Here is a 20052-nt window from a genome sequence, read left to right as displayed (position 1 = left end):
CGGGAGTCGATGGCCTGGTGAGCAAGACCCGGCCTCGGCCCCCCGGCGGGGACCACACCGAATGTCCATCCTCGACAGGCCCCGGATCCGCCCCTTGCAGCTCCGCGCCGTCCGCCACGAGGGGGGCGATTTCATCGCCTGCGAAGATCCTACGGGCAGCTTCGAGGGCCAGGTCCTCGTGCCGCGCCCGATCTTCCGCGCCATCCTTCGTCATTGCGATGGAGGATCGACCCGCGAGGAGATCCGGATCCTTGCGTCGCGCGAACTCGGGATTGAGATCGCCGAGGGCGAGATCCATGCGGTCCTGGAACGATTGGATCGGGCCCTGGTGCTGGACGGGCCGTCGTTCCAGGCCCTCCGGGAAGCCTATGCGGGCGAGGCGATCCGGCCCGCGGCCCTGGCCGGCCGGTCCTATCCGTCCGATCCCGCGCGGTTGAGGGCCTGGATCGATGGGTTCTTCGCGGACCCTCGGGGCTCCGGCCCCCCCTCCACCGTTGGACAAAACGACGGCGGGCCCGGCCTCCGTGCCATCCTCTGCCCGCACATCGACTTCACCCGGGGCGGGCCGACCTATACCTGGGCGTATCGCGAGCTGGTGGAGAATTCCGACGCGGACACCTTCGTGATCCTGGGCGTGGCCCACCACGGCACCCGCAACCGCTTCGCGCTGACCCGGAAGGACTTCGCCACCCCGCTGGGCCTGGTCCCGACGGATCGCGACTTCCTCGATCGGATCGTCGCTGTGGCCGGTCCGAATCTGTACGACGACGAGATGGCCCATCGCAACGAGCACTCGATCGAGTTCCAGGCGGTCTTCCTCCAGCACCTCCTGGGAGATCGGCGTCCGTTCCGGATCGTGCCGATCCTGGTCGGCTCGTTCCACGACCTGATGGAATCCGGGCGGGATCCGATCGATGACCCGGAGGTTTCCCGGATGGTGGCCGCCCTGGAGGCCGCCGAGGCGAAGTCCGGGCGGAAGGTCGCCTACATCGGCGCAATCGACCTGTGCCACGTCGGCCCCGAATTCGGCGACCCGGATCCGGTCGACGATGGCCAGCTCGATCAGATCCACCGGTTCGACGAGAGCATGCTCGACCGCGCCGAGGCCGTCGATCCCCACGGCTGGTTCGCCCGCGCCGCCGAAGTTCAGAATCGGTGGCGGGTCTGTGGGCTGGCCGCGACCTACACCCTGCTCCACGCGATCGGCCCGGCCCGGGGCCGCTCGCTCCGCTATGGCCAGGCGGTCGACCCGACGCGGACCTGCTGCGTCAGCTTCGCCAGCGTGGCCTACGAGACCTCGACCGCACAGGGGACCGCGACGTGACCGAGACAGCATCGCTTCCCGCATCGTTCCTCGAAGGGGTGGCCGAGTACGATCGACGTACCAGCGTCGGGGACTGGGCCGGGCCGCATTACCGGATGACCTACCGGACCCTGGGCGAAGGCCCCCCCCTGGTCGTCGTCCCGGGCCTGGCGTCGACCTATCGCGGCTACGCCCCGATGCTCAACCGCCTCGCCTCGCGGTTCCGGACCGTCGTGATCGACTACCCCGGGGAAAATCCCGACGACGGGGCCCGCCTCGGGTCGATCGGCCATGATGATCTGGTCGACGACCTGGCCGGGTTGTGCGACCACCTGGGGCTGGACCGGCCGATCCTGTTCGGCCTGTCGTTCGGGTCGACGATCACCCTCCGCTCGCTGCTGCGCCACCCGGGCCGATACGCCCCGGTCGCGGTGCTCCAGGGCGGGTTTGCCCGGCGGGGATTGGCCCCGCACGAGAGGGCGGCGCTCGCCCTGGGCCGGAGGATCCGGGGGCCTTCCTCTCGGCTCCCGTTCCACGAACGGGCGCTCGCCCATCGAAGCCGGTCGGAATTCGCCGGGATGGACGACCGCTGGCGGTTCTACGTCGAGCAGAACGGCCTGACGCCGATCGCCGCGCTGTCGGCCCGCCTCGACCTCATCCATCGGCTCGACCTCCGGACGAGCCTGCCCCAGGTCCGGGCGGCCGTCCTCCTGATCCGGGGCACCGGCGATCGGATCGTGCCGGAACGATGCCAGGCCGACCTGCGGGCCGGCCTGCCCAACGCCGAGGAGCGGATCATGGTCGGGGCCGGGCACCAGCCGCATTTCACGCATCCGGAGGAACTGGCCGACCTCGTCTCCGATTTCGTCGAGCGGGCCGGGTCCGTTCCGGGCGGTTGAGGATTGGGGCCGCTTGCCGGTACAATCTCGGGGCATCCCGGAGGACGGGGCAGGCGAACCTGGGCGAATGGGGCGACCGACGTGGCCGAGCAACGGGCGAAATTGGTGATCGTGGGCATCGGCGACGACGGGCTTCCCGGGCTGACCGAGTCGGCCCGGAGGACGATCCGCGAGGCCGACGTGATCCTGGGGGCGCCCGCCACGCTCCGCCTGATCGACGACAGCGCGGCCCGGCAAGTTCCCTTGCAGGCGGAGATGCCCGCCGCCCTGCGGCAGGTCCGCGAGGCGATGATGGCCAGCCGCCCGGTCCTGGTCAGCGGCGGCGACCCTTTGTTCTACGGCGTCGCCCGATACCTCTGCGACCGCCTGGGCAAGGACCAGTTCGAGGTCGTGCCACACGTCAGCAGCATGCAGCTGGCCTTCGCCCGGGTCAAGGAAAGCTGGGAGGATGCCTACCTCACCAGCCTGGCCGGCCGGCCGTTCGAGGCCATCGTGGACCGGATCCGCACCGCCGAGAAGGTCGGCCTGTTCTCGGGCGATGATCACACGCCGGCGCGGATCGCCAGGGAACTCCTGGACCGAGGCATCGATTACTTCCGCGCCTACGTCTGCGAGAACCTTGGCTCGCCCGACGAGCGCGTGACCTCCGGGGAGCTGTCGGACCTCCTCGGGCTCGACTTCGACCCGCTCAACGTGCTGATCCTGGTCCGCAAGCCGGACCGCCCCGACCGCGCCGGGGGAAAGAGCCGTTACCGCCTGTTCGGCAACCCGGACCACGCCTTCGCCCAGAGCCAGCCGAAACGCGCCCTGATCACCCAGGCCGAGGTCCGCTCGATCGCCCTGGCGCAGCTGGACATCCGTCCGACCAGCGTGGTCTGGGACATCGGCGCCGGCTCGGGCTCGGTGGCCATCGAGGCTGCCCAGCTGGCCAGCCAGGGGATGGTCTACGCGGTCGAGCCAGAGCCCGATGACCTGGCCCTGATCTCCGCCAACGCCGAGACGTTCGGCGTACCCAACGTGCGGAGCATCGCCGGTCGGGCGCCCGACGTCCTGGGCACCCTGCCCGACCCCGACGCAATCTTCATCGGCGGGACCGGCCGGCAGGTCGACCTGGTGCTTTCCGCCGCCTTCGCCCGCCTCGGCCCCGGCGGCCGCCTGGCGGTGAACGTCGCCACGATCGACGGGCTGGCCACGGCCCACCGGACCTTGAAGACCCTGGCCGGCGAGGTCCAGATCTGGAACATCTCGATCAACCGGGGCATCGAGCAGATGGACCGGGTCCGCTTCGAGGCGGTCAACCCCACGTTCCTGCTGGCCGTCACCAAGTCGGCCGAGGCCGACGACTGATCCCCGCGATGGGGATTGCGGCCCGCCCCCGCCCGCGACGCCCGGGCCGGTGAGTCCGGCGACCCCCTTCCCCCCCGATCCCGACCATAACCCGGTCGCGGTCATGGGGAAACGCGTGGCGATCGGGGGCTCGCCCTGTCGGATCCGCCCGGATCGCATTATACTAAGTGGAGCGAATCGAGATCGTGTGGCATGGAGAGGTTGGCATGCTCGAGTCGGGCGAGTTCGAGCTGGATGTGATCGCCGTCGGGGCCCACCCCGATGACGTCGAGATCGCTTGCGGGGGGACGCTGGCCCGCCTGGCTCGCCAGGGCTATCGGGTCGGCATCGTCGACTTGACCGACGGCGAGCCGACGCCCCTGTCGGCCGGGCCGGACGTCCGGATGGAGGAGGCCCGGCGGGCGGCGGAGGCCCTGGGCATCCACGCCCGCATCAACCTCAACCTGCCCAACCGCCGGCTCTTCGACTGCTTCGAGGCCCGGGTGGCGCTGGCCAAGGTCTTCCGCAAGCACAAGCCCAAGCTCGTCATGGGGTTCGGGGGGAAGACGGTCGGGGCCTCGCCGGATCATTACCAGGCGATGCTGATCACCGACGCCGCGGTCTTCTACAGCCGGCTGACCAAGTGGGACGAGCACTTCGACGGACTGCCCGTCCATACCGTCACCACCCAGCTCAGCTATATGATCGCATTGCATTCGATGGATGTTCACGAGTCGGCGGGGACGGTGATCGTGAACATCGGCGACACCCTGGCGGCCAAGATCGAAGCGGTGCGGTGCTATGCGACCCAATTTCCCGCGAAAAAGGCGGGGATTTTTGCGGCAATCGAGACGATGAATCGGTATCACGGCCTGACGGCGGGCTTCGAGGCGGGGGAATTGTTCCTGACGTATCGCTCGATCGGGGTCGATGATCTCATGCGCTGGGCCTGCCCGGGCGCCGCGCTACCCTGATCGGCCGGTGGCATCTCGGGGCCTCCCCGGGGCCCCGAGCGGCCGACGTTTTCTGAGAGGCGGAAGCGGTGGCACCTCCTAGCTTGCGGGATTTCTGGCGCAGACTGTGGGGCGGCCCGCCGGCCTCGCCCGCCTCCGCCCGTACGTCTCCGGGGGCCGAGCCGGCCGCCGACCCGTACGCCACCCGGGACGCGGAGGTCGTGCCCTCGACCGTCGACGAGTTGCCTTTGCTCGGAGGGACGCCGGGGTTCGCCCGCCTGCGGGTCGGCGTGGTCTCGACGGTCGGGAACTACCGCGAGCACAACGAGGATAATTTCTACCTTCCCGCCCCACCGGGCCGGTCGTCGAGCGGCGGGACCGGCCATCGCGATGACGGTCTGGAATTGCCCGCGCCTTCCAAGTCGTCGTCGCTCTTCGTGGTGGCCGACGGGATGGGCGGCCAGCTCGCCGGCGAGAAGGCCAGCCAGATGGCCGTCGACATCCTGCCCAAAGAGCTGTCGCGCCGGCTGGTGCCGATCGGGGCCGACGATCGCTCGATCCGCAAGGCGATCCGCGAGTCGGTGGCCGCGGCCAACCACGAGATCCTCGGCCTGTCGGTCGTGCAGACCGAGTTCAACAACATGGGGACGACGGTCGTCCTGGCCCTGTTCCACGACGACCGCGTCTACATCGCGGGGATCGGCGACTCGCGGGCCTACCGGGTCCGGCAAGGTCGGCTCGAACAGCTCACCAAGGACCATTCGCTGGCCCAGGCGTTGCTGGACGCCGGGACGATCTCGCCCGAGGAGATGACGAACCACAAGTTCAGCCACGTTCTTTATCTGTACCTCGGGAGCAAGGATGCGCGGGGAGGCCCCGAGGACGTCCATTCCGCCAAGGTCGAGCCCGGCGATCGCTTCCTCCTGGCCTCCGATGGGCTCACGGGGGTCGTCCCCGACGAGCGGCTGGAGGAAGTCCTGTCCACCACGGACGACCCGCAGGTGGCCGCCCGGACCCTGATGCAGCTGGCGCTCGACAGCCATTCCAAGGATAATGTCACTTGCCTGGTGATCCACGCGGTCTGAGCCGCGACGATCCGCGGCAAGGCCCGACGGCGCCTCCGGCCTGATGGGGTTCGAAGGCATGGCTCGCCTCGACGAATTCGTCGCCAACGTCATCCGGAGCGGGCTGGTCCCCCGCGCCGATGTCGAACTCGCGCGCGACGGGCTACCCCCCGAGCCGGCCTCCGACGCGGCGGTCCGCCTGGCCCGCGTCCTGATCCAGCAGGGGGCACTGACCAGCTACCAGGCCCGCAAGATCCTGGCCGGGGCGACGCGTGGCTTCTTCCTCGGGGACTACCGGATCCTCCGGGCCCTGGGCGAAGGCGGGATGGGCAAGGTCTACCTGGCCGCCCACAAGGACGACGGGCAGCGGGTGGCGATCAAGGTCCTCCCCCCGGGCCGGGCCCGGGATGGGGGCCAGGCCCTGCTCCGCTTCCGACGCGAGATGACCCTGTCCCGCCGGGCCACCCACCCCAACCTGGCCCGGACGATCGACGTCGGGCAGGACGGCAACGTCCACTTCATGATCCTGGAATATGTGCCCGGGGAGAGCCTGTATCAGCTCGTGAAGCAGAAGCACGGCGGCCCCCTGCGGGTGCCCGATGCCGCCCGGTTCTTCCTCAAGGTGATCGACGGGCTGGAGGCGGCCCACGAGGCCGGCCTGATCCACCGCGACATCAAGCCTTCCAACCTGATGGTGACGCCCGAGGGGGACGCCCGCATCCTCGACCTCGGCCTCGCCCGCGCCGAGGACGAAGACCGCCCCCTGACCCGCGAGCACGTGGTGATCGGGACCCTGGACTACGCCAGCCCGGAACAGCTCGGCAACGCGGCCTCGGCCGACCGCCGGAGCGACCTCTACAGCCTGGGCTGCACCATCTATTTCAGCCTGGCCGGGCGTCCCCCCTTCGAAGGGGGAGACGTGGTCAACAAGATCTTCAAGCAGAAGATGGACGAGCCCGACCCCCTGGAGCAGGTGGCGCGGGGCGTGCCCGCCGCGTTCGCCGCGATCGTCCGCAAGCTGATGGCCAAACAGCCCGAGGACCGCTATCAGACCTGCGCCGAGCTTCGGGTCGACCTCGCCCGCTGGGCCGATCCGGCGCTGGTGCATGCGATCCTCGGGGCCGAGGCCGATGCCGCAAGGGCGTTCCGCCTCCCGGCCCCGGAGATCGACGACGAGGATCTCCGGGGCCTGGCCGATTCCGCCTCGGAGGGGCCCGGCACCTCGCTCCGCGACTACGGTTCGGCCGAGGCGGCCCCGGCCCCCTATCGACGTCGCCCGACCCGGCCCCGGCCGGCGGTGATCCTCCCGCCCCAGATGAATCGGCCCAGTCACCAACCCGACGAGATGCGGTGGCTGATCCGCTTCATCGCGATCGCCTTGATCGTGGGGGCCCTGGCGGTGATCGGCATCGCCGCGGCCCAGTGGCTCCGGTGAACAACTTTGGTCCGCGACGTGCATATCCCTCGCACCGTGAGATCCATGGAACCGCCCGCCGATCAGGAAGACCCATGCCGACCCAATCGATCGCCGCCCTGATGGGCGAGCATCCCACGAAGACCGGTGAAGGCCCGATGCACGGGGTCGTCGAGCTGGAATTGTTGCTGCCCGCCCATCGCGCGGCCGCCTTGTTGAGCCTGGCCCGCGATCGGGAACAGACGGTCGGCCAGGTCCTGAGGCAGATGATCGATCAGGAGCTTTCCCGCGCCCGGTCCGCTCGGGCCTGACTTGCCGCCGCAAATCCTCTCCCCGCCTTGCCCCTTGTCCGCTCACTTTTGTTCAGGCGACCTTGAGCTTCTTACATTTCGACGGTAAAAAGGGATCGTGCCTTCGCATGACGGCGACCGAGGGACGGCTTCCTTTTGAATCCCCATGAATCCGACGGCCTGAACGTCCTGCTTCCGGCGGTATCCTCCTGGTTTCGAGAAACTTACGGCGATCCGACCCCTCCGCAGCGTCTCGGATGGCCGGCCATCGCGGCCGGGCAGAATACGCTCCTGTTCGCACCGACCGGGTCGGGTAAGACCTTCGCCGCATTCCTGGCCTGCCTGGATCATCTGTGGCGAGTGCCGCGCGCCCAACCCGGCGTCCGGATCCTCTACATCTCGCCGCTGAAGGCCCTCAATAACGACGTTTATCGAAACCTCCGAGATCCGCTCGACGCCATCCTGGCCACCGCCGAACGGGTCGGGACCCCGCTCCGGCCCCTCACCCTGGCGATCCGGACCGGGGACACCCCGGCGAACGAGCGGCAACGGATCCTGCGACATCCGCCCGACATCCTGATCACGACGCCCGAATCGCTGCACCTCATGCTCACGAGCAAGGCACGAGCGATCTTCTCCGGGCTGTCGCACGTCATCATCGACGAGATCCACGCCCTCTGCCCCAACAAGCGTGGGGTCTTCCTGTCGCTCCTGTTGGAGCGCTTGGAGGTGATTCCCCGGCATCCGCTCGTTCGTGTTGGGCTCTCGGCCACCCAACGACCTCTGGAAGAAGTCGCACGCTTTCTAGGCGGTTTACGCAAATCCGACGAGCACCCGGGAACGTTCGAACCGCGACCCGTCTCGATCATCGATGCGGGCCGCAGAAAAAATCTGGACCTCGAAGTGATCGCCCCGTTCGACCGCGGCGGCCCGAGGGTCGAAGGGTCGATCTGGCCGGCCATCGAACGGCGACTCCTCGACCTGATCCGCGACCATCGCTCGACGATCGTGTTCGCCAATAACCGTCGGATCGTCGAGCGCCTGACGGCGCACCTCAACGAACTCGCCTCGCCCGAGTCCGAAACCGATGGAGGTGAGCCGGCGATCGTCGTCGCCCGCTCGCATCACGGAAGTCTGAGCCTGGACGAACGGCGGGCGACCGAGGAGTCGTTGAAGAAGGGGGAGCTGGCGAGCGTCGTGGCCACGGCGTCCCTGGAGCTGGGCATCGACATGGGAGCGGTCGACCTGGTCTGCCAGGTCGGCTCGCCGGGCGGGGTGGCCCGGGGCCTGCAACGGGTTGGGCGTGCGGGGCATATCGTCGGTCGGGTGAGCAAGGGACGCCTGATCGCGAAGACTTCGGCCGACCTGTTCGAGTCCGCGGCGCTGGCCCGGTCGATGCTGGCCGGGGAGGTGGAAACCCTCCGCGTCCCCACGAACTGCCTCGATGTCCTGGCCCAGCAGGTGGTCGCCTGCGTGGCCCTCGAACCCTGGGACGTGCCGGCCCTGTTCGACCTGATCCGCTCCGCCTACCCGTACCGCGACCTCCACCCGGAGGCGTTCGAAGGCGTCCTCAAGATGGTTTCGGGCCGGTTCCCCGTGGCCACATTCCGCGACCTCCAGCCCCGGATCAGCTGGGACCGGGTCCGGAACCGGCTCCACCCCCTTCCCGGCACCGCCCGCATGGCGTTGATGGGGGGTGGCACGATCCCGGACACCGGCCAGTACCCGCTATTCCTCGGCGAGAACGGCCCGAGGCTCGGCGAACTCGACGAGGAGTTCGTCCTGGAAAGGCGCATCGGCGAGACGTTCGTCCTGGGGACGGCCACCTGGCGGATCGATGCGATCGAGGCCCACAAGGTCGTCGTATCCCGCGCCGAGGGTCAGGCGGCGATGATGCCCTTCTGGCGCGGCGAGAGTTCGCCCCGGACCGCCGAGTTGGGGGCACGCGTCGGCGAGCTGTGCCGCGAGGTCGCCGAACGAAGCGATGACCCGTCCCTGCCCGCCTGGCTGCACGAGACCTGCCGGCTGGACGCCAACGCCGCGGCGGTGGTCCGCGACCATGTGGCCCGGCAGGTCCGGGTGGCCGGGGCGGTCCCCGACGACCGGACGGTGGTGATCGAGACGTTCCGCGACCCGGCCGGCGAGGTCGGGCTCGCCCTCCTGTCGCCCCACGGCGGCAAGCTCCACCTCGCCCTGAAGCTAGCGATCCAGGGCCGACTCCGGCAACGGCTGGGGATCGCTGTCGCCTGCCTCCACGGCGACGATGGCCTGCTGATCCGCTTGCCGCGCACCGATACGCTGCCCACCGACCTTTTCGCCGGCCTGACCGCGCCGGTGGCCGAGACCCTGATCCGCCAGGAACTCGGCGATAGCGCCCTGTTCGGCCTCCGGTTCCGCCAGAATGCCGGGCGGGCCCTGCTGATGCCCCGGCCCGATCCCGCGAAGCGGACTCCTCTCTGGCTCCAGAGGCTCCGCGCCAAAGATCTGCTGCAAGTCGTCCGCAAGATGCCCGACTTCCCGATCGTCGTCGAGACTTACCGCGAATGCCTCGACGATGACCTGGACCTGCCGCGACTCCGGGCCTTCCTGAACGATGTCGAGGCCGGCCAGATCCGGGTCATCATCCGCGAGGGGGAGAACCCGTCCCCGTTCGCCTCGGACCTGATCTTCCGGTTCACCTCGCACTTCCTCTACGAGTGGGACGAGCCCAAGAAAACCCAGTCTCGCGCGGTCGATGGGGCCGAGCCGGTGGACACGGCGCTGCTCGACGCCCTGCTGGAGCCCGCCGCGATCGGCCGGGTCGAGGCCCGGCTCCGGGGTATGGGCCATCCCCCGCGAAACGCCGACGAGATGGCCGAGGCCCTCCGCCGTCTCGGCGACCTCGAACCGAGCGAGGTCGTGGGCCCGATGGCCGGCTTTTTGGCCGAGTTGGAGCGGCAGGGCCGCGCCCTGCGGATCATGGTTGCGGGGGCCGCCGAGCCGGATCGCTGGATCGGCGACGAGGATGGCTCGCTTTACGCCACCGCCTTTGACCAGCTTTCCCCGAGGCCGAAGGGGAAAAAACGAACCCAACCGGAGCCGCCCCCCGAGGCCGACGCGGCGGTCGAGGCGATCGTCCGGCGGTATCTCCGGTCGCGGGCCCTGGTCGGGCTCGGCGACCTGACCGCGCGTTACCCGATGGGCCCGGCCACGGCCACCGACCTCCTGGAGCGGTTCGCCGACGAGGGGGGACTGGTCCGCCTCGACCCCGAAGAGGGATCGGACGGCCCGCGCTGGGCCGACCGGCAGAACCTCGAAGAAGTCCGCCGCCTGTCGATCGCGATCCGCCGCAAGGAAAGCGTCGCGGTCTCGCCCGAGGCGTTCGCCGACTTCGTCGCCCGCCGCCAGCTCGTCCACCCGGACGTGCGCCGCGAGGGGATGGCGGCCGTGCCCCTGGTGCTGGAGGAGTTGCAGGGCTTCGCCGCCCCCGCCGATCTCTGGGAAGCGGACCTGCTGCCCCGGCGGGTCAAGGACTTCCGCCCGTCCTGGCTCGACGAGGCGCTGGCCTCGGGCGGATGGACCTGGCGGGCCGAGGCCGACGGCCGGGGCGAGCCCCGGGTGGCGCTCGTCCCCCGCGACTTCCTCGGCCCGTGGCCTGCCCCCGACCCCGAGGCCGCCGGACCGACCCCGCCCGAGGCGACCGTCCTGGACCATCTGGAGCGGCGCGGGGCCAGCTTCGCCGTGGACGTCGCCCGCGAGACCGGCCTGGGTCCGGCGGCGGCACGATCAGCCCTGGATGCGCTGATGCTCCGGGGTCTGGCGACCAATGATCGGTTCGACCCGCTCCGCCCGGGGGCGAGGGGGGTGCCCGCGGCGACTCCCGCAGCGTCCGCACCCGAGCGGACCAATCGGCTGGGCCGGCCCCGGCCCAACCTGAGACGGCCGGCGGCCGGTCGGCCCGAAGGGCGATGGTCGCTGATCCCCCCCACGCCGGAGGCGAACTCCGAGGCGGCCTACCTGGCCTGGGCGGCGATCCTCCTGGGTCGCTACGGGGTCCTGGCCCGCGAGACGACGGCGATGGAGCCGTGGGCCCCGCCCTGGCGCGAGCTGGCCCCCTGGCTCGACCGGGCCGAGATGCGGGGCGAATTGCGCCGGGGCTTCTTCGTCGAGGGGCTGTCGGGCGTCCAGTACGCGACCGTCGAGGCCGTGGAGGGCCTGGCCCGCTGCGCCTCCCGGCTCGACCAGGATCGCGGCCCGATGCTCCTGGGCACGCTCGACCCGGCCAATCTCTATGGGGCGGGGGCCCCGTTCGACGTCCCCCTGCTCGAAGGCGGGACGGCCCGGCTGAGCCGCAACCCGGCAAACTTCCTCATCCAGATCGCGGGCCGGCCGGTGCTGATCGTCGAGGCGAACGGCAAGCGGCTGACCGGGCTGGCCTCGGCCTCCGAAGAGGAGTTGAAGGCGGCCTGCGGCCTGCTCCCGAGCCTGGCGGGGCCGGCCCGTCGCGTCCTGAAGGTCGAGGCTTATAATACGGCGGCGACCCTGGCCAGCCCCGCCGCCCCCTGGCTGGCCGAGGTCGGCTTCGTCCGCGACTTTCCCGGCATGGCGTTCTATGCCGGCTGGTCGTGACCGATCGTGGTCGACTGTCCGTCCCAAGGATCGAGCCTCGTCCCCTTCGAGACCCGAGCATGGCCGCCACCTTCGCCTCCACGCCCGCCGAGATCGCCCCGCCGTCCCCCTACGACTGCCTGATCATCAGCGACATCCACCTGGGCAGCGAGATGGTCCAGGGCCGTCTGCTCGAATGCTTCCTCAACTGGGCCGTCGCCAACTCCCGCGAGCTGGTCATCAACGGCGACATCTTCGACGACCTCAACTTCAAGCGGCTCAAGAAGCGGCACTTCGCCTGCCTCAAGATCATCCGCAAGAACTCCGACCGGCCCGACTTCCGACTGACATGGATCCGCGGCAATCACGACGGCCCGGCCGACATCATCGGCCACATCGTCGGGGTCAACATCCTCGACGAGAGGATCTATGAGGATGGGCGGATCCGCCTCCTGATCCTCCACGGCGACCAGTTCGACCGGATCATCACCCACAATCCGTGGCTCACCGAGATCGCCTGCGGGCTGTTCTACTGGATCCAGCGCTGGTTCCCCCACCGCGCCGCCCGCTGGATCCGCCGGACCACCAAGAAGTGGCAGCGCAACGGCCCCCAGGTCCAGGACGGTGCGATCGAGTACGCCCGGAGCCTGGGCTGCCAGGCCGTGACCTGCGGCCACACCCATAGCCCCCTGGTGGCCGAGAAAGACGGCATCCTCTACGTCAACAGCGGGACCTGGATCGAGTCGTCCCCCTGCCCGTTCGTCTCGGTTAAGGATGGCGAGGTTTTGCTCCGCACCTGGCCCCCGGCCGGCGTGCCCCTGCCCGCCGGACGGGAGGATGCGGACGAAGAGGAGCCGGGCCCGCCCAGGAAACGGATCGAAGATCCGGAGTTGAGGCCCTCGGGTGCCTCATTCCAGGGCTTCACGCGCGCCGGTGCTTCGCCCGACGCCTGATCAGCACGGAGGTGCTGGCGACGGCGAACAGGGCCCGAGTCGCCGGCTCGGGCGTCGTGATCGGCTCTGAGGCCACACCCGAAGGGGAGAGGAGATAGGAATGCAGCTCGGTGGTCCTCAACAACTCGTCCTCGGCCCAGCCTTTCACGAGAATCCGACCCTCGTCGTCGAGTGCCAGTGCGTCGAATTGATGCTTGTTGGGCAGGAGGGTGGCGAGGTCGGTCTGGATCCCGGTGACGAGATCGACCACGGAATATCGCGGCGAGGTGTACCCATTCCAACCGTTACGCGGGTTCGCCGTCCTGACCAAAGCTTCATTGCGATTATTGAGATCCAAAACCGCAGCGATGACGCCCGAGGTCGAGATGTTGTCCGGTGTGGAGAGGGGTTGACCCTGAATCATCGTCTCCAGCCTGCCGTAGGTGCCGTCATCTTTCATTCGATAGAAACCGATCGCGCTCCCCGCCCCGGTGGAATGGCCGGCGAGGCCGGACATATCGGACACGGCGACGAAGCCGTTGGCGTTGCGAAAAATCGGCCCGATGTAGTTGTGGTAGTAGAACTCGGGGGAATAGGCCCCGGTCGAGTACGAACCGGGCGGTGGCTGGTAGGCGAAGAGTTTGGGGAGGCCTGAGTAATAGGAGGGCGATTGATAGGCCCCGATTTCCTTGCTCCCCCGATCGTCGGCAACGCGGTGGTCGGTCCTGGGGAAGGCATACGTAGTGGAGCCATCGGGGGTGATGAGCGTCGCGCCCGCTCCGACCGGATCGGAGAGCCGGGCCACACCCGGGCCGAGGTCCTTGATGGAGTAGGCCGTCAATGCGCCGGCCCGGGCGGAGGTTGGCACGCACAGGGCGAGGGCCAGGATCGCAAGGCTCCCACGCATCGGATTCATGACCATTGCGGATCCTTCCCGTCGGCCGTTTGACATTCTCGATTGCAATTCCGAGGAAGGTACGAAGTCCCGGATCTCCGTCAAGCCCGATCCCGGATCGTGCGATCGGCGAAACGCCGCCGGGCGGTTTGGCCTGTCTCGAAGTCCCGGGCGGCGGTAAAGTCCCGGCTCGCGCGAACCGGGATATTCTCCTCACCGTAGGCTCTTCATCCCTGAGACGATCCGCCCGATCGCGAACCGTCCCCACGGGAATTGATCACAGGATGGCACGCGGGGCCGGTCCCGCCGTGCCGATCCGCCTTCCGGAGAGCCGAGATGAAGAGTCGGGAACGCTTGCGTCGCAAGGGCCGCCTGGCCCCATTGGAACATCTCGAATCGCGGTCCCTGATGACCATCGCCGCGACGAACCCCCTGCCGGCCGTCACCGTCGCCCCCGGCGCGGCCCCCACCTCGGTGGACCTCGGGTCGTACTTCCAGGATCCGGCCCCCGAGCCGAATTTCGCGATCTTCGACACGACCCTGGGCACGATCCCGGTGTTGCTGACGCCCAAGACGACCCCAATCACGGTCGCCAACTTCCAGAATTACGTGAACAAGGGCAGCTACGACAACACAGTCGTGCATCGCTCGGTCCCCGGATTCATCTGGCAGTCCGGCGGCTTCACCGCGTCGGCCAACCCGGCGCAGACGCCGATCGCGTCCGATTCACCGATCCAAAACGAGTTCAAGGCCTCGAACGTCCGCGGGACGATCGCCATGGCCAAGCTGGGCGGCAACCCGAATAGCGCCACCAACCAGTTCTTCTTCAACGAGTCGGACACCAACGCCGCCAACCTCGACAATCAGAACGGCGGGTTCACCGTCTTCGGCAACGTGGTCGGGTCGGCTGGCCTGTCGGTCATGGACGCGATCTCCAGCGTGCCCGTCCCGTCGCCCTCCCCCTTCGCTTCGCCCCTGAATCAGATCCCGCTGCGGAACTACTCGCCGGGGACGGCCGTCCAGCCGTCGAACATGGTGGTGATCAACAAGATCACGACAGCGAACGACCTGTACCTGGCGTCGAGCGACACCCCAGGCGTGGCGGTCGCGACGGTCCAGGGCCGGACGCTCAGTGTGAAGCCGGTCGCGTCCGGCAACGCGAAGATCACGGTCACCGGCTACGGATCGGACGGCGTATCCGTCACCCAGACGTTCTCGATCAACGTCACGGGGGGCAACCCGCCCGTCGTCACGCCGCCGGTCGTGACTCCCCCGCCGGTCGTGACCCCTCCCCCGGTCGTGGTGATCCCTCCGCCGGTCGTCACGCCGCCGGTGATCCCGCCGCCGGTCATCATCCCCCCGGTCGTGATCCCGGCCTCGGTCCTGAACATCAAGGGGAGGGGCCCGGTCCCGGCCAGCGTGGTGGCCGGCCAGAGGGCCCGGATCCAGCAGACCCTCACGCTGACCGCCCGGTCGTCGGACGTCACGCAAAGGGCCAGGGTGCGCTTGAGCCTGTCGCCGGCCGCATCCGGGGCGGTCGGGGATTACACGCTCGCCTCGGGCGCGGCGAAGGTCAGGCTCAAGGAGGGCAAATCGGCCCGGGTGACCCTCGTCGCCAACCGGGTCAAGGCGGCCGTCCCCGCCGGGACGTACCGCCTCCTCGCCTCCGTGACCGACCCCGACGGCGCGACCACGACGGTCGACACGGGGCGGCTGATCACGGTCCGGCCGAAGGCCGTCCGCGTCTGAATCGAGGCCCCCGGATGTTGCGAAGGCGCATCCGGGGGCATCCCTCCGGCGGATGGGGTGTCGTGCCCGGCGGGCTGGAATTTGTTATCATGGCCCACGCAAACCGGACGGCCGGGGCGTCGAGCCGGCCATGATCCACCCGTTCCGCCCGTTGGGAGTTCCCGAGCTTGGCCACCTCGCCGTTCCGCACCGAGAAAGATTCGATGGGGGCCCTGGAAGTCCCGGTCGACGCCTATTACGGGGCCCAGACCCGCCGGGCCGAGCTGAACTTCGAGATCAGCCCGCTGCGGATGCCCCGCCCGTTCATCCGGGCGATGGGCCTGATCAAGAAGGCCGCCGCCCAGGTCAACATGGACCTGGGGCTGCTCAATCCCGACCTGGGCGCCCCGATCGTCCAGGCGGCGCAGGCCGTGGCCGACGGCCGGCACGACGACCAGTTCGTGGTCGACGTCTTCCAGACCGGCAGCGGCACGTCGACCAACATGAACACCAATGAGGTGATCGCCGGCGTCGCCAACGAGCGCCTCACCGGCGCCCGGGGCGGCAAGACCCCGGTCCACCCCAATGATGCCGTGAACATGGGGCAGTCGTCCAACGACGTGATCCCCACCGCGATTCACGTCGCGACCCTGGAAGGGGTCCGCAAGCGGCTGATCCCGACCCTGACCGCCCTCCAGGAAGCCCTGGCCGCCAAGGCCGTCGCCTTCGATAACGTGGTCAAGATCGGCCGGACCCACCTCCAGGACGCCGTGCCGATCCGCCTCGGCCAGGAGTTCTCCGGCTACGCCTCCCAGATCGAGCACGGCGTCCGCCGCCTGACCCAGGCCAGCGACGCCCTGTGCGAGTTGGTGATCGGCGGGACGGCCGTGGGCACGGGCATCAACACCCACGCCGAGTTCCCCCAGCGTATGGCCGCCGAACTCGGCAAGGACACCGGCCTGGAGTTCCGGCCGGCCTCCAACTGCTTCGAGGCGATGGCCAATCGCGACGCCGCTGTGGAGGTCTCGGGGGCCCTGAAGACCGTCGCCATCAGCCTGTCGAATATCGCCAACAACATCCGCTGGCTGGCCTCCGGCCCCCGGTGCGGCATCGGAGAGATCAAGATCCCCGAGTTGCAGCCCGGCTCGTCGATCATGCCCGGCAAGGTCAACCCGGTCATCCCCGAGGCCGTCATGATGGTCGCGGCGCAGGTCGTGGGCAACGACGCCACGATCGCCTGGGCCAACGCCCTCGGGTCGAACTTCGACCTCAACGTGATGATGCCGGTCATCGCCTTCAACCTGCTCCAGTCGATCGAGATCCTCTCCAACGCCGCTAAGCACCTCGCCGAGAAGTGCGTCGATGCGGAGAAGCACCTCGCCGGCAAGGCGGTCGTCGGCGTCCTGGGGATCGAGGCCGACGAGCAGCGCTGCCGCGAGCTGATCGAGCAGAGCCTGGCGATGTGCACCGCCCTGGCGCCCCGGATCGGCTACGACGTGGCCGCCTCGCTCGCGAAGAAGGCCTATAAAGAAGGGAAGAACGTCCGCGAGATCGCCCTGTCCGACGTCGCCGGCAAGACGGTCGAGGAGATCGGGCCGGCGCTCGGGCTGGCCGACCCGCCCGGGCTCCTGATGCGCCTAGGAGTGCCCACCGCCGAGGAGATCGCCGCGATGCTCGAACCCCACGGCCAGACCGTCCGAGGGACGGGGGTGGGCGGGGCCGCCGGGGGTTGAATCCGCACCAGAGCGAGGAGGGCCGAGCATGTCCGAACATCGCGGCGACCATCTGATCGAGATCGGCGACCCGAACGACGACACGGTGCCAGGCCCGATCGCAGGCCCCCATGTCGTGATCGAGTATCGCGACCGGGGGCTGCCCTGGATGCTGGTGCTTCCGCTGCTGGTCACGGCCGCGGCGGTGGCCGTCATCGGCTACAAGGCCTTCGAAATCAAGGTCCGGCCCGTTCACGCCGTGCCGGAAACCCTGTTGGCGGAGGCAGCTACGCCCCCGCCGCAGATCCTCCCCGAACGGCCGATCCTCGATCCGATCGCCCCGGCCCCGGCCCCCCCCTCGCCGGTGGCCCTGCCGGCCGATCAATTACCGCCGGTGGTCGAGCCGGATCCCGCGCCGCCGCAGCCCGCGCCGACGGCCCCGGCCACGAGCGAGCCGGCCGCCGCACCGGATCCTCCGAAGCCTGCGGACGTCGTCGAAGCCTCGCCCGATCCCGCGCCGGCGGCCCCGGCCACGCCCGAGCCGGCCGCCCCCCTGGCGAGCGCCCCCGCGTTCGGCTTCGATCTCGACGCATTGGAGAAGGCCGAGATCAAGCCCCCGGCGGCCGAGCCTGCCGCCCCGCAGCCGGCCGCCCCGCAAGTCGCGGAGTTGCCGAAGGCGATCGACCCGGACGTCCTGCCCCGCGATCCGAGGCAGGCCGAACTCGAACGGTATCGGCGGTTCCTCGCCGAGAGGCGGCGGCGGGATGAGGAGCGCACCCGATTCCACGCCGACCTCCGGGCGCTGGTCCGCAGGTTCGGCAAGGATGGCGGCGCCCAGATCGCCGACCTCTGCCGTCGCTATGGTTTCGAGCCCGATCCCGTGGCCAGGGCCCAGGCGAAGGCGTCGCGGGTGCTGAGTTTGGGAGCCGCGGGCGTCGATCAGAAGCTCCGGATCAAGGAACTGCGATCGATCGGCTGGCCCGAGGCCGGCATCCTGCTCGACCTCACCTCGCATCAGGGGAAGTGGGAGGACGGCACGTCGCGCAACGGCCCGAAATCGTATCATCAGATCCTGAGCCGATGCGCGAACGTCCTGCTCGCCTACCCGCCCCGTCCGGTGTCCCCCTCATCGGCCCGGGCCTCAGGGCCATCTTCCGCCCCCGCCGGGCGTCGGTGAGACCCGGCGACCCACCCATCCGAGACTCCACCATGCGTCGCCCGTCCGCCATCCTCCTCCTCATCCCCTGCCTGCTGGTCGCGTCGAATGCCGTCGCCGCCGACCTGCCGGCCGACGCCGGCCTGGGCAAGAAGCTCCTCAAGGAAGGGGACGACCTGGCCAACAAGAACGAGCCGACCGAGGCCGTCCTGCGGTACAAGCTCGGGTTCGAGCAGTTGCTCCCCGGCCTGCGACGGCTGCCGTTCCGGACCGAGGTCAAGCGCGACGTCACCGCGCGCGAGGACCTGCGGGCCTTCTTGATCAAGGAGATCGACAACGACCTGTCCCCGGGGGAGTTCAAGACGAATGAGCTGGGGCTCAAGGCGCTTGGGTTCCTGCCCCGCGACCTGAACTGGAAGGAGACGATGGTCCGGGTCTACTCGGAGGAGATCGCGGCGTTCTACGACCCCAAGACCAAGACCATGCACCTGATCGGGGAGCCGGCCGTCGCCGAGCCGAAGAAGGCAACCTTCCTGGAGAGCCTGCTCGGCCTGAAGAAGCAGGGGTTCGACAAGGACGAGAACAAGACCGTGATCGCCCACGAGCTGACCCACGCGCTCGCCGATCAGCACTACGACCTCGACAAGCTCCACGCCGACGCCAAGAGCGACGACGACCGATCACTGGCCCTCTCCGCCCTGATCGAGGGGGAGGCGACGCTGGCCATGATCGGGGCCCAGATGAATGACTGGGACGGCACGCTGGTCACGGCGATTCCGGCCGCCGACCTCGACCGGGTGTTCTCGCTGCTGATGCCGCTCCTGCCGATGGCGGGCGGGGCCGGCCTCCGCGACGCACCGCCGATCCTCTCCGAATCGCTGCTGTTCCCCTACCTGCGGGGGATGGTCTTCTGCGCCAAACTGGCCAACGATGGCGGCTGGCGATCGGTCGACGAGGCGTACTCCAGCCCGCCCCAGTCGACCGAACAGATCCTCCACCCCGAGAAGTATCGGGCCCGGCCCGATTACCCGACCTCCATCGACCTCGGCCGGCTTGACCCGGGCGAAGGATGGGCCGAGGTCGGCCGCAACGTGGTGGGCGAGATGCAGCTGGGCGTCTTGCTCCGGCGCCACGGCGGCAAGCCGATCGCCGCCGGATGGGATGGCGACCGCTTCGCGGTGTTCGAAGGCCCCGAGAACAAGCTCGGCGTCGTCTGGCTGACGACCTGGGACACCGAGGAGGATGCCCGCGACTTCGCCCGCCAGTACGCCCGGTTCCAGACGACCAAAATGGGCGACGGGGTGGCTTCTCCCGACGCCTTCCCGGACTCGCTCCGCCGCCCCCACTCTGGGGTGGTCTACGCGGTCGAGCGGCGAGGCCTCGATGTGGCGGTCGTCGAGGGATTCGAACCGACCCGGACCGACGCACTCCTTACCGCTGCCTTCGGGGCGTCCAAGGTCGAGGTCCGGCCGGCCAAGGCCCCCTGAGCCTCCTCAGCTCTCATCGATCCGCAGGGCGGGGTCGATCGGGTCGGGCCCCGCCTTCTTGCGGGTGCTGTCCCGGTCGATCCCGTTGAGCTTCGACGACCGATGGCGTCCGAAACTTTCCTCGACGGCGGCCGCCTCCTCCGGGTTGTCGATCAGCGTCCGCTTGAGCATCAGCCGGCGATGCTTGTTGCCGGCCCGCTTGACGGCGCGTTTCGTCTCGCGGAGTTCACGCTTGGTGGGGTCCATGACGGCCTCGTCTTTCGAGATCGGCGGGTCTGGAGTCCAGGACACAAGAGATCCGCATCG

Annotated in this window: 15 protein-coding genes; 13 read left to right on the top strand and 2 right to left on the bottom strand. The window is 69.2% G+C overall.

Translation table 11 applies throughout. The features are described 5' to 3' along the window. The first annotated feature begins 61 nt into the window (after positions 1–61). The 9 genes from amrB (at position 62) to TA3x_RS14210 (ending at position 12789) form a co-directional block, all read left to right on the top strand. Entirely contained in the window at positions 62–1324 is a 1263-nt protein-coding gene (gene amrB / locus TA3x_RS14250) for an AmmeMemoRadiSam system protein B (protein WP_435015312.1), read from the top strand. Further along, a complete protein-coding gene (locus TA3x_RS14245; RefSeq protein ID WP_435015310.1) occupies positions 1321–2202 on the top strand; it encodes an alpha/beta fold hydrolase in 882 nt (293 codons plus the stop codon). Before amrB ends, TA3x_RS14245 begins: the two co-directional genes overlap by 4 nt. Before the next feature lie 81 nt (positions 2203–2283). Beyond that, entirely contained in the window at positions 2284–3549 is a 1266-nt protein-coding gene (gene cbiE / locus TA3x_RS14240; RefSeq protein WP_435015309.1) for a precorrin-6y C5,15-methyltransferase (decarboxylating) subunit CbiE, read from the top strand. A 206-nt stretch (positions 3550–3755) separates the two neighbouring features. Beyond that, positions 3756–4502, top strand: coding sequence for a PIG-L family deacetylase (locus tag TA3x_RS14235; RefSeq protein ID WP_435015308.1), 747 nt, complete (start codon positions 3756–3758; stop codon positions 4500–4502). Between the two features lie 200 nt (positions 4503–4702). Then, a complete protein-coding gene (locus TA3x_RS14230) occupies positions 4703–5566 on the top strand; it encodes a PP2C family protein-serine/threonine phosphatase (RefSeq protein WP_435015307.1) in 864 nt (287 codons plus the stop codon). A 58-nt stretch (positions 5567–5624) separates the two neighbouring features. Next, entirely contained in the window at positions 5625–6980 is a 1356-nt protein-coding gene (locus tag TA3x_RS14225; protein WP_435015306.1) for a serine/threonine-protein kinase, read from the top strand. 74 nt (positions 6981–7054) lie between these two features. Continuing rightward, complete coding sequence (locus TA3x_RS14220) at positions 7055–7270, top strand: hypothetical protein (RefSeq protein WP_435015305.1); 216 nt, start codon at positions 7055–7057, stop codon at positions 7268–7270. A gap of 135 nt (positions 7271–7405) precedes the next feature. Further along, on the top strand, positions 7406–11857 hold the full coding sequence (locus TA3x_RS14215; RefSeq protein WP_435015304.1) for a DEAD/DEAH box helicase: 4452 nt from the start codon (positions 7406–7408) through the stop codon (positions 11855–11857). A gap of 59 nt (positions 11858–11916) precedes the next feature. Further along, positions 11917–12789 (top strand): UDP-2,3-diacylglucosamine diphosphatase, encoded by an 873-nt coding sequence (locus TA3x_RS14210; protein WP_435015303.1) that lies wholly within the window; start codon positions 11917–11919, stop codon positions 12787–12789. Here the strand turns inward: TA3x_RS14210 and TA3x_RS14205 are convergent. Beyond that, entirely contained in the window at positions 12758–13684 is a 927-nt protein-coding gene (locus TA3x_RS14205) for a hypothetical protein (RefSeq protein ID WP_435015302.1), read from the bottom strand. The two genes, TA3x_RS14210 and TA3x_RS14205, sit on opposite strands and share 32 nt — an antisense overlap. Positions 13685–13999: 315 nt before the next feature. Here TA3x_RS14205 and TA3x_RS14200 point away from each other — a divergent pair, with 315 nt between their 5' ends. The 4 genes from TA3x_RS14200 (at position 14000) to TA3x_RS14185 (ending at position 19746) form a co-directional block, all read left to right on the top strand. Continuing rightward, positions 14000–15412 (top strand): peptidylprolyl isomerase, encoded by a 1413-nt coding sequence (locus TA3x_RS14200; RefSeq protein ID WP_435015301.1) that lies wholly within the window; start codon positions 14000–14002, stop codon positions 15410–15412. A 167-nt stretch (positions 15413–15579) separates the two neighbouring features. Then, the gene (locus tag TA3x_RS14195; RefSeq protein WP_435015300.1) at positions 15580–17124 is read left to right on the top strand and encodes a class II fumarate hydratase; all 1545 of its coding nucleotides are present in this window, start codon (positions 15580–15582) and stop codon (positions 17122–17124) included. A gap of 28 nt (positions 17125–17152) precedes the next feature. Continuing rightward, complete coding sequence (locus TA3x_RS14190; RefSeq protein ID WP_435015299.1) at positions 17153–18280, top strand: hypothetical protein; 1128 nt, start codon at positions 17153–17155, stop codon at positions 18278–18280. 32 nt (positions 18281–18312) lie between these two features. Beyond that, positions 18313–19746: a hypothetical protein gene (locus TA3x_RS14185; RefSeq protein WP_435015298.1), complete on the top strand. Its 1434-nt coding sequence runs from the start codon at positions 18313–18315 to the stop codon at positions 19744–19746. Positions 19747–19752: 6 nt separating this feature from the next. On the opposite strand, the gene TA3x_RS14180 is transcribed toward TA3x_RS14185, so the two are convergent. Then, positions 19753–19992 carry a hypothetical protein gene (locus TA3x_RS14180; RefSeq protein WP_435015297.1) on the bottom strand — a complete coding sequence of 80 codons (240 nt, stop codon included), beginning with the start codon at positions 19990–19992 and terminating at the stop codon, positions 19753–19755. Between the last annotated feature and the right edge of the window lie 60 nt (positions 19993–20052).

The organism is Tundrisphaera macrotermitis, assembly GCF_051175315.1.
Lineage (GTDB): Bacteria > Planctomycetota > Planctomycetia > Isosphaerales > Isosphaeraceae > Tundrisphaera.
Note: the sequence above shows the minus strand (reverse complement) of the source record. Positions and strands in the feature narration are given on the sequence as shown.

Coding starts and splice junctions, on each gene's coding strand:
- amrB (WP_435015312.1), top strand. CDS start 62: ATGTCCATCCTCGACAGGCCCCGGATCCGCCCCTTGCAGCTCCGCGCC.
- TA3x_RS14235 (WP_435015308.1), top strand. CDS start 3,756: ATGCTCGAGTCGGGCGAGTTCGAGCTGGATGTGATCGCCGTCGGGGCC.
- TA3x_RS14225 (WP_435015306.1), top strand. CDS start 5,625: ATGGCTCGCCTCGACGAATTCGTCGCCAACGTCATCCGGAGCGGGCTG.
- TA3x_RS14220 (WP_435015305.1), top strand. CDS start 7,055: ATGCCGACCCAATCGATCGCCGCCCTGATGGGCGAGCATCCCACGAAG.
- TA3x_RS14210 (WP_435015303.1), top strand. CDS start 11,917: ATGGCCGCCACCTTCGCCTCCACGCCCGCCGAGATCGCCCCGCCGTCC.
- TA3x_RS14205 (WP_435015302.1), bottom strand. CDS start 13,684: ATGAATCCGATGCGTGGGAGCCTTGCGATCCTGGCCCTCGCCCTGTGC.
- TA3x_RS14200 (WP_435015301.1), top strand. CDS start 14,000: ATGAAGAGTCGGGAACGCTTGCGTCGCAAGGGCCGCCTGGCCCCATTG.
- TA3x_RS14190 (WP_435015299.1), top strand. CDS start 17,153: ATGTCCGAACATCGCGGCGACCATCTGATCGAGATCGGCGACCCGAAC.
- TA3x_RS14185 (WP_435015298.1), top strand. CDS start 18,313: ATGCGTCGCCCGTCCGCCATCCTCCTCCTCATCCCCTGCCTGCTGGTC.
- TA3x_RS14180 (WP_435015297.1), bottom strand. CDS start 19,992: ATGGACCCCACCAAGCGTGAACTCCGCGAGACGAAACGCGCCGTCAAG.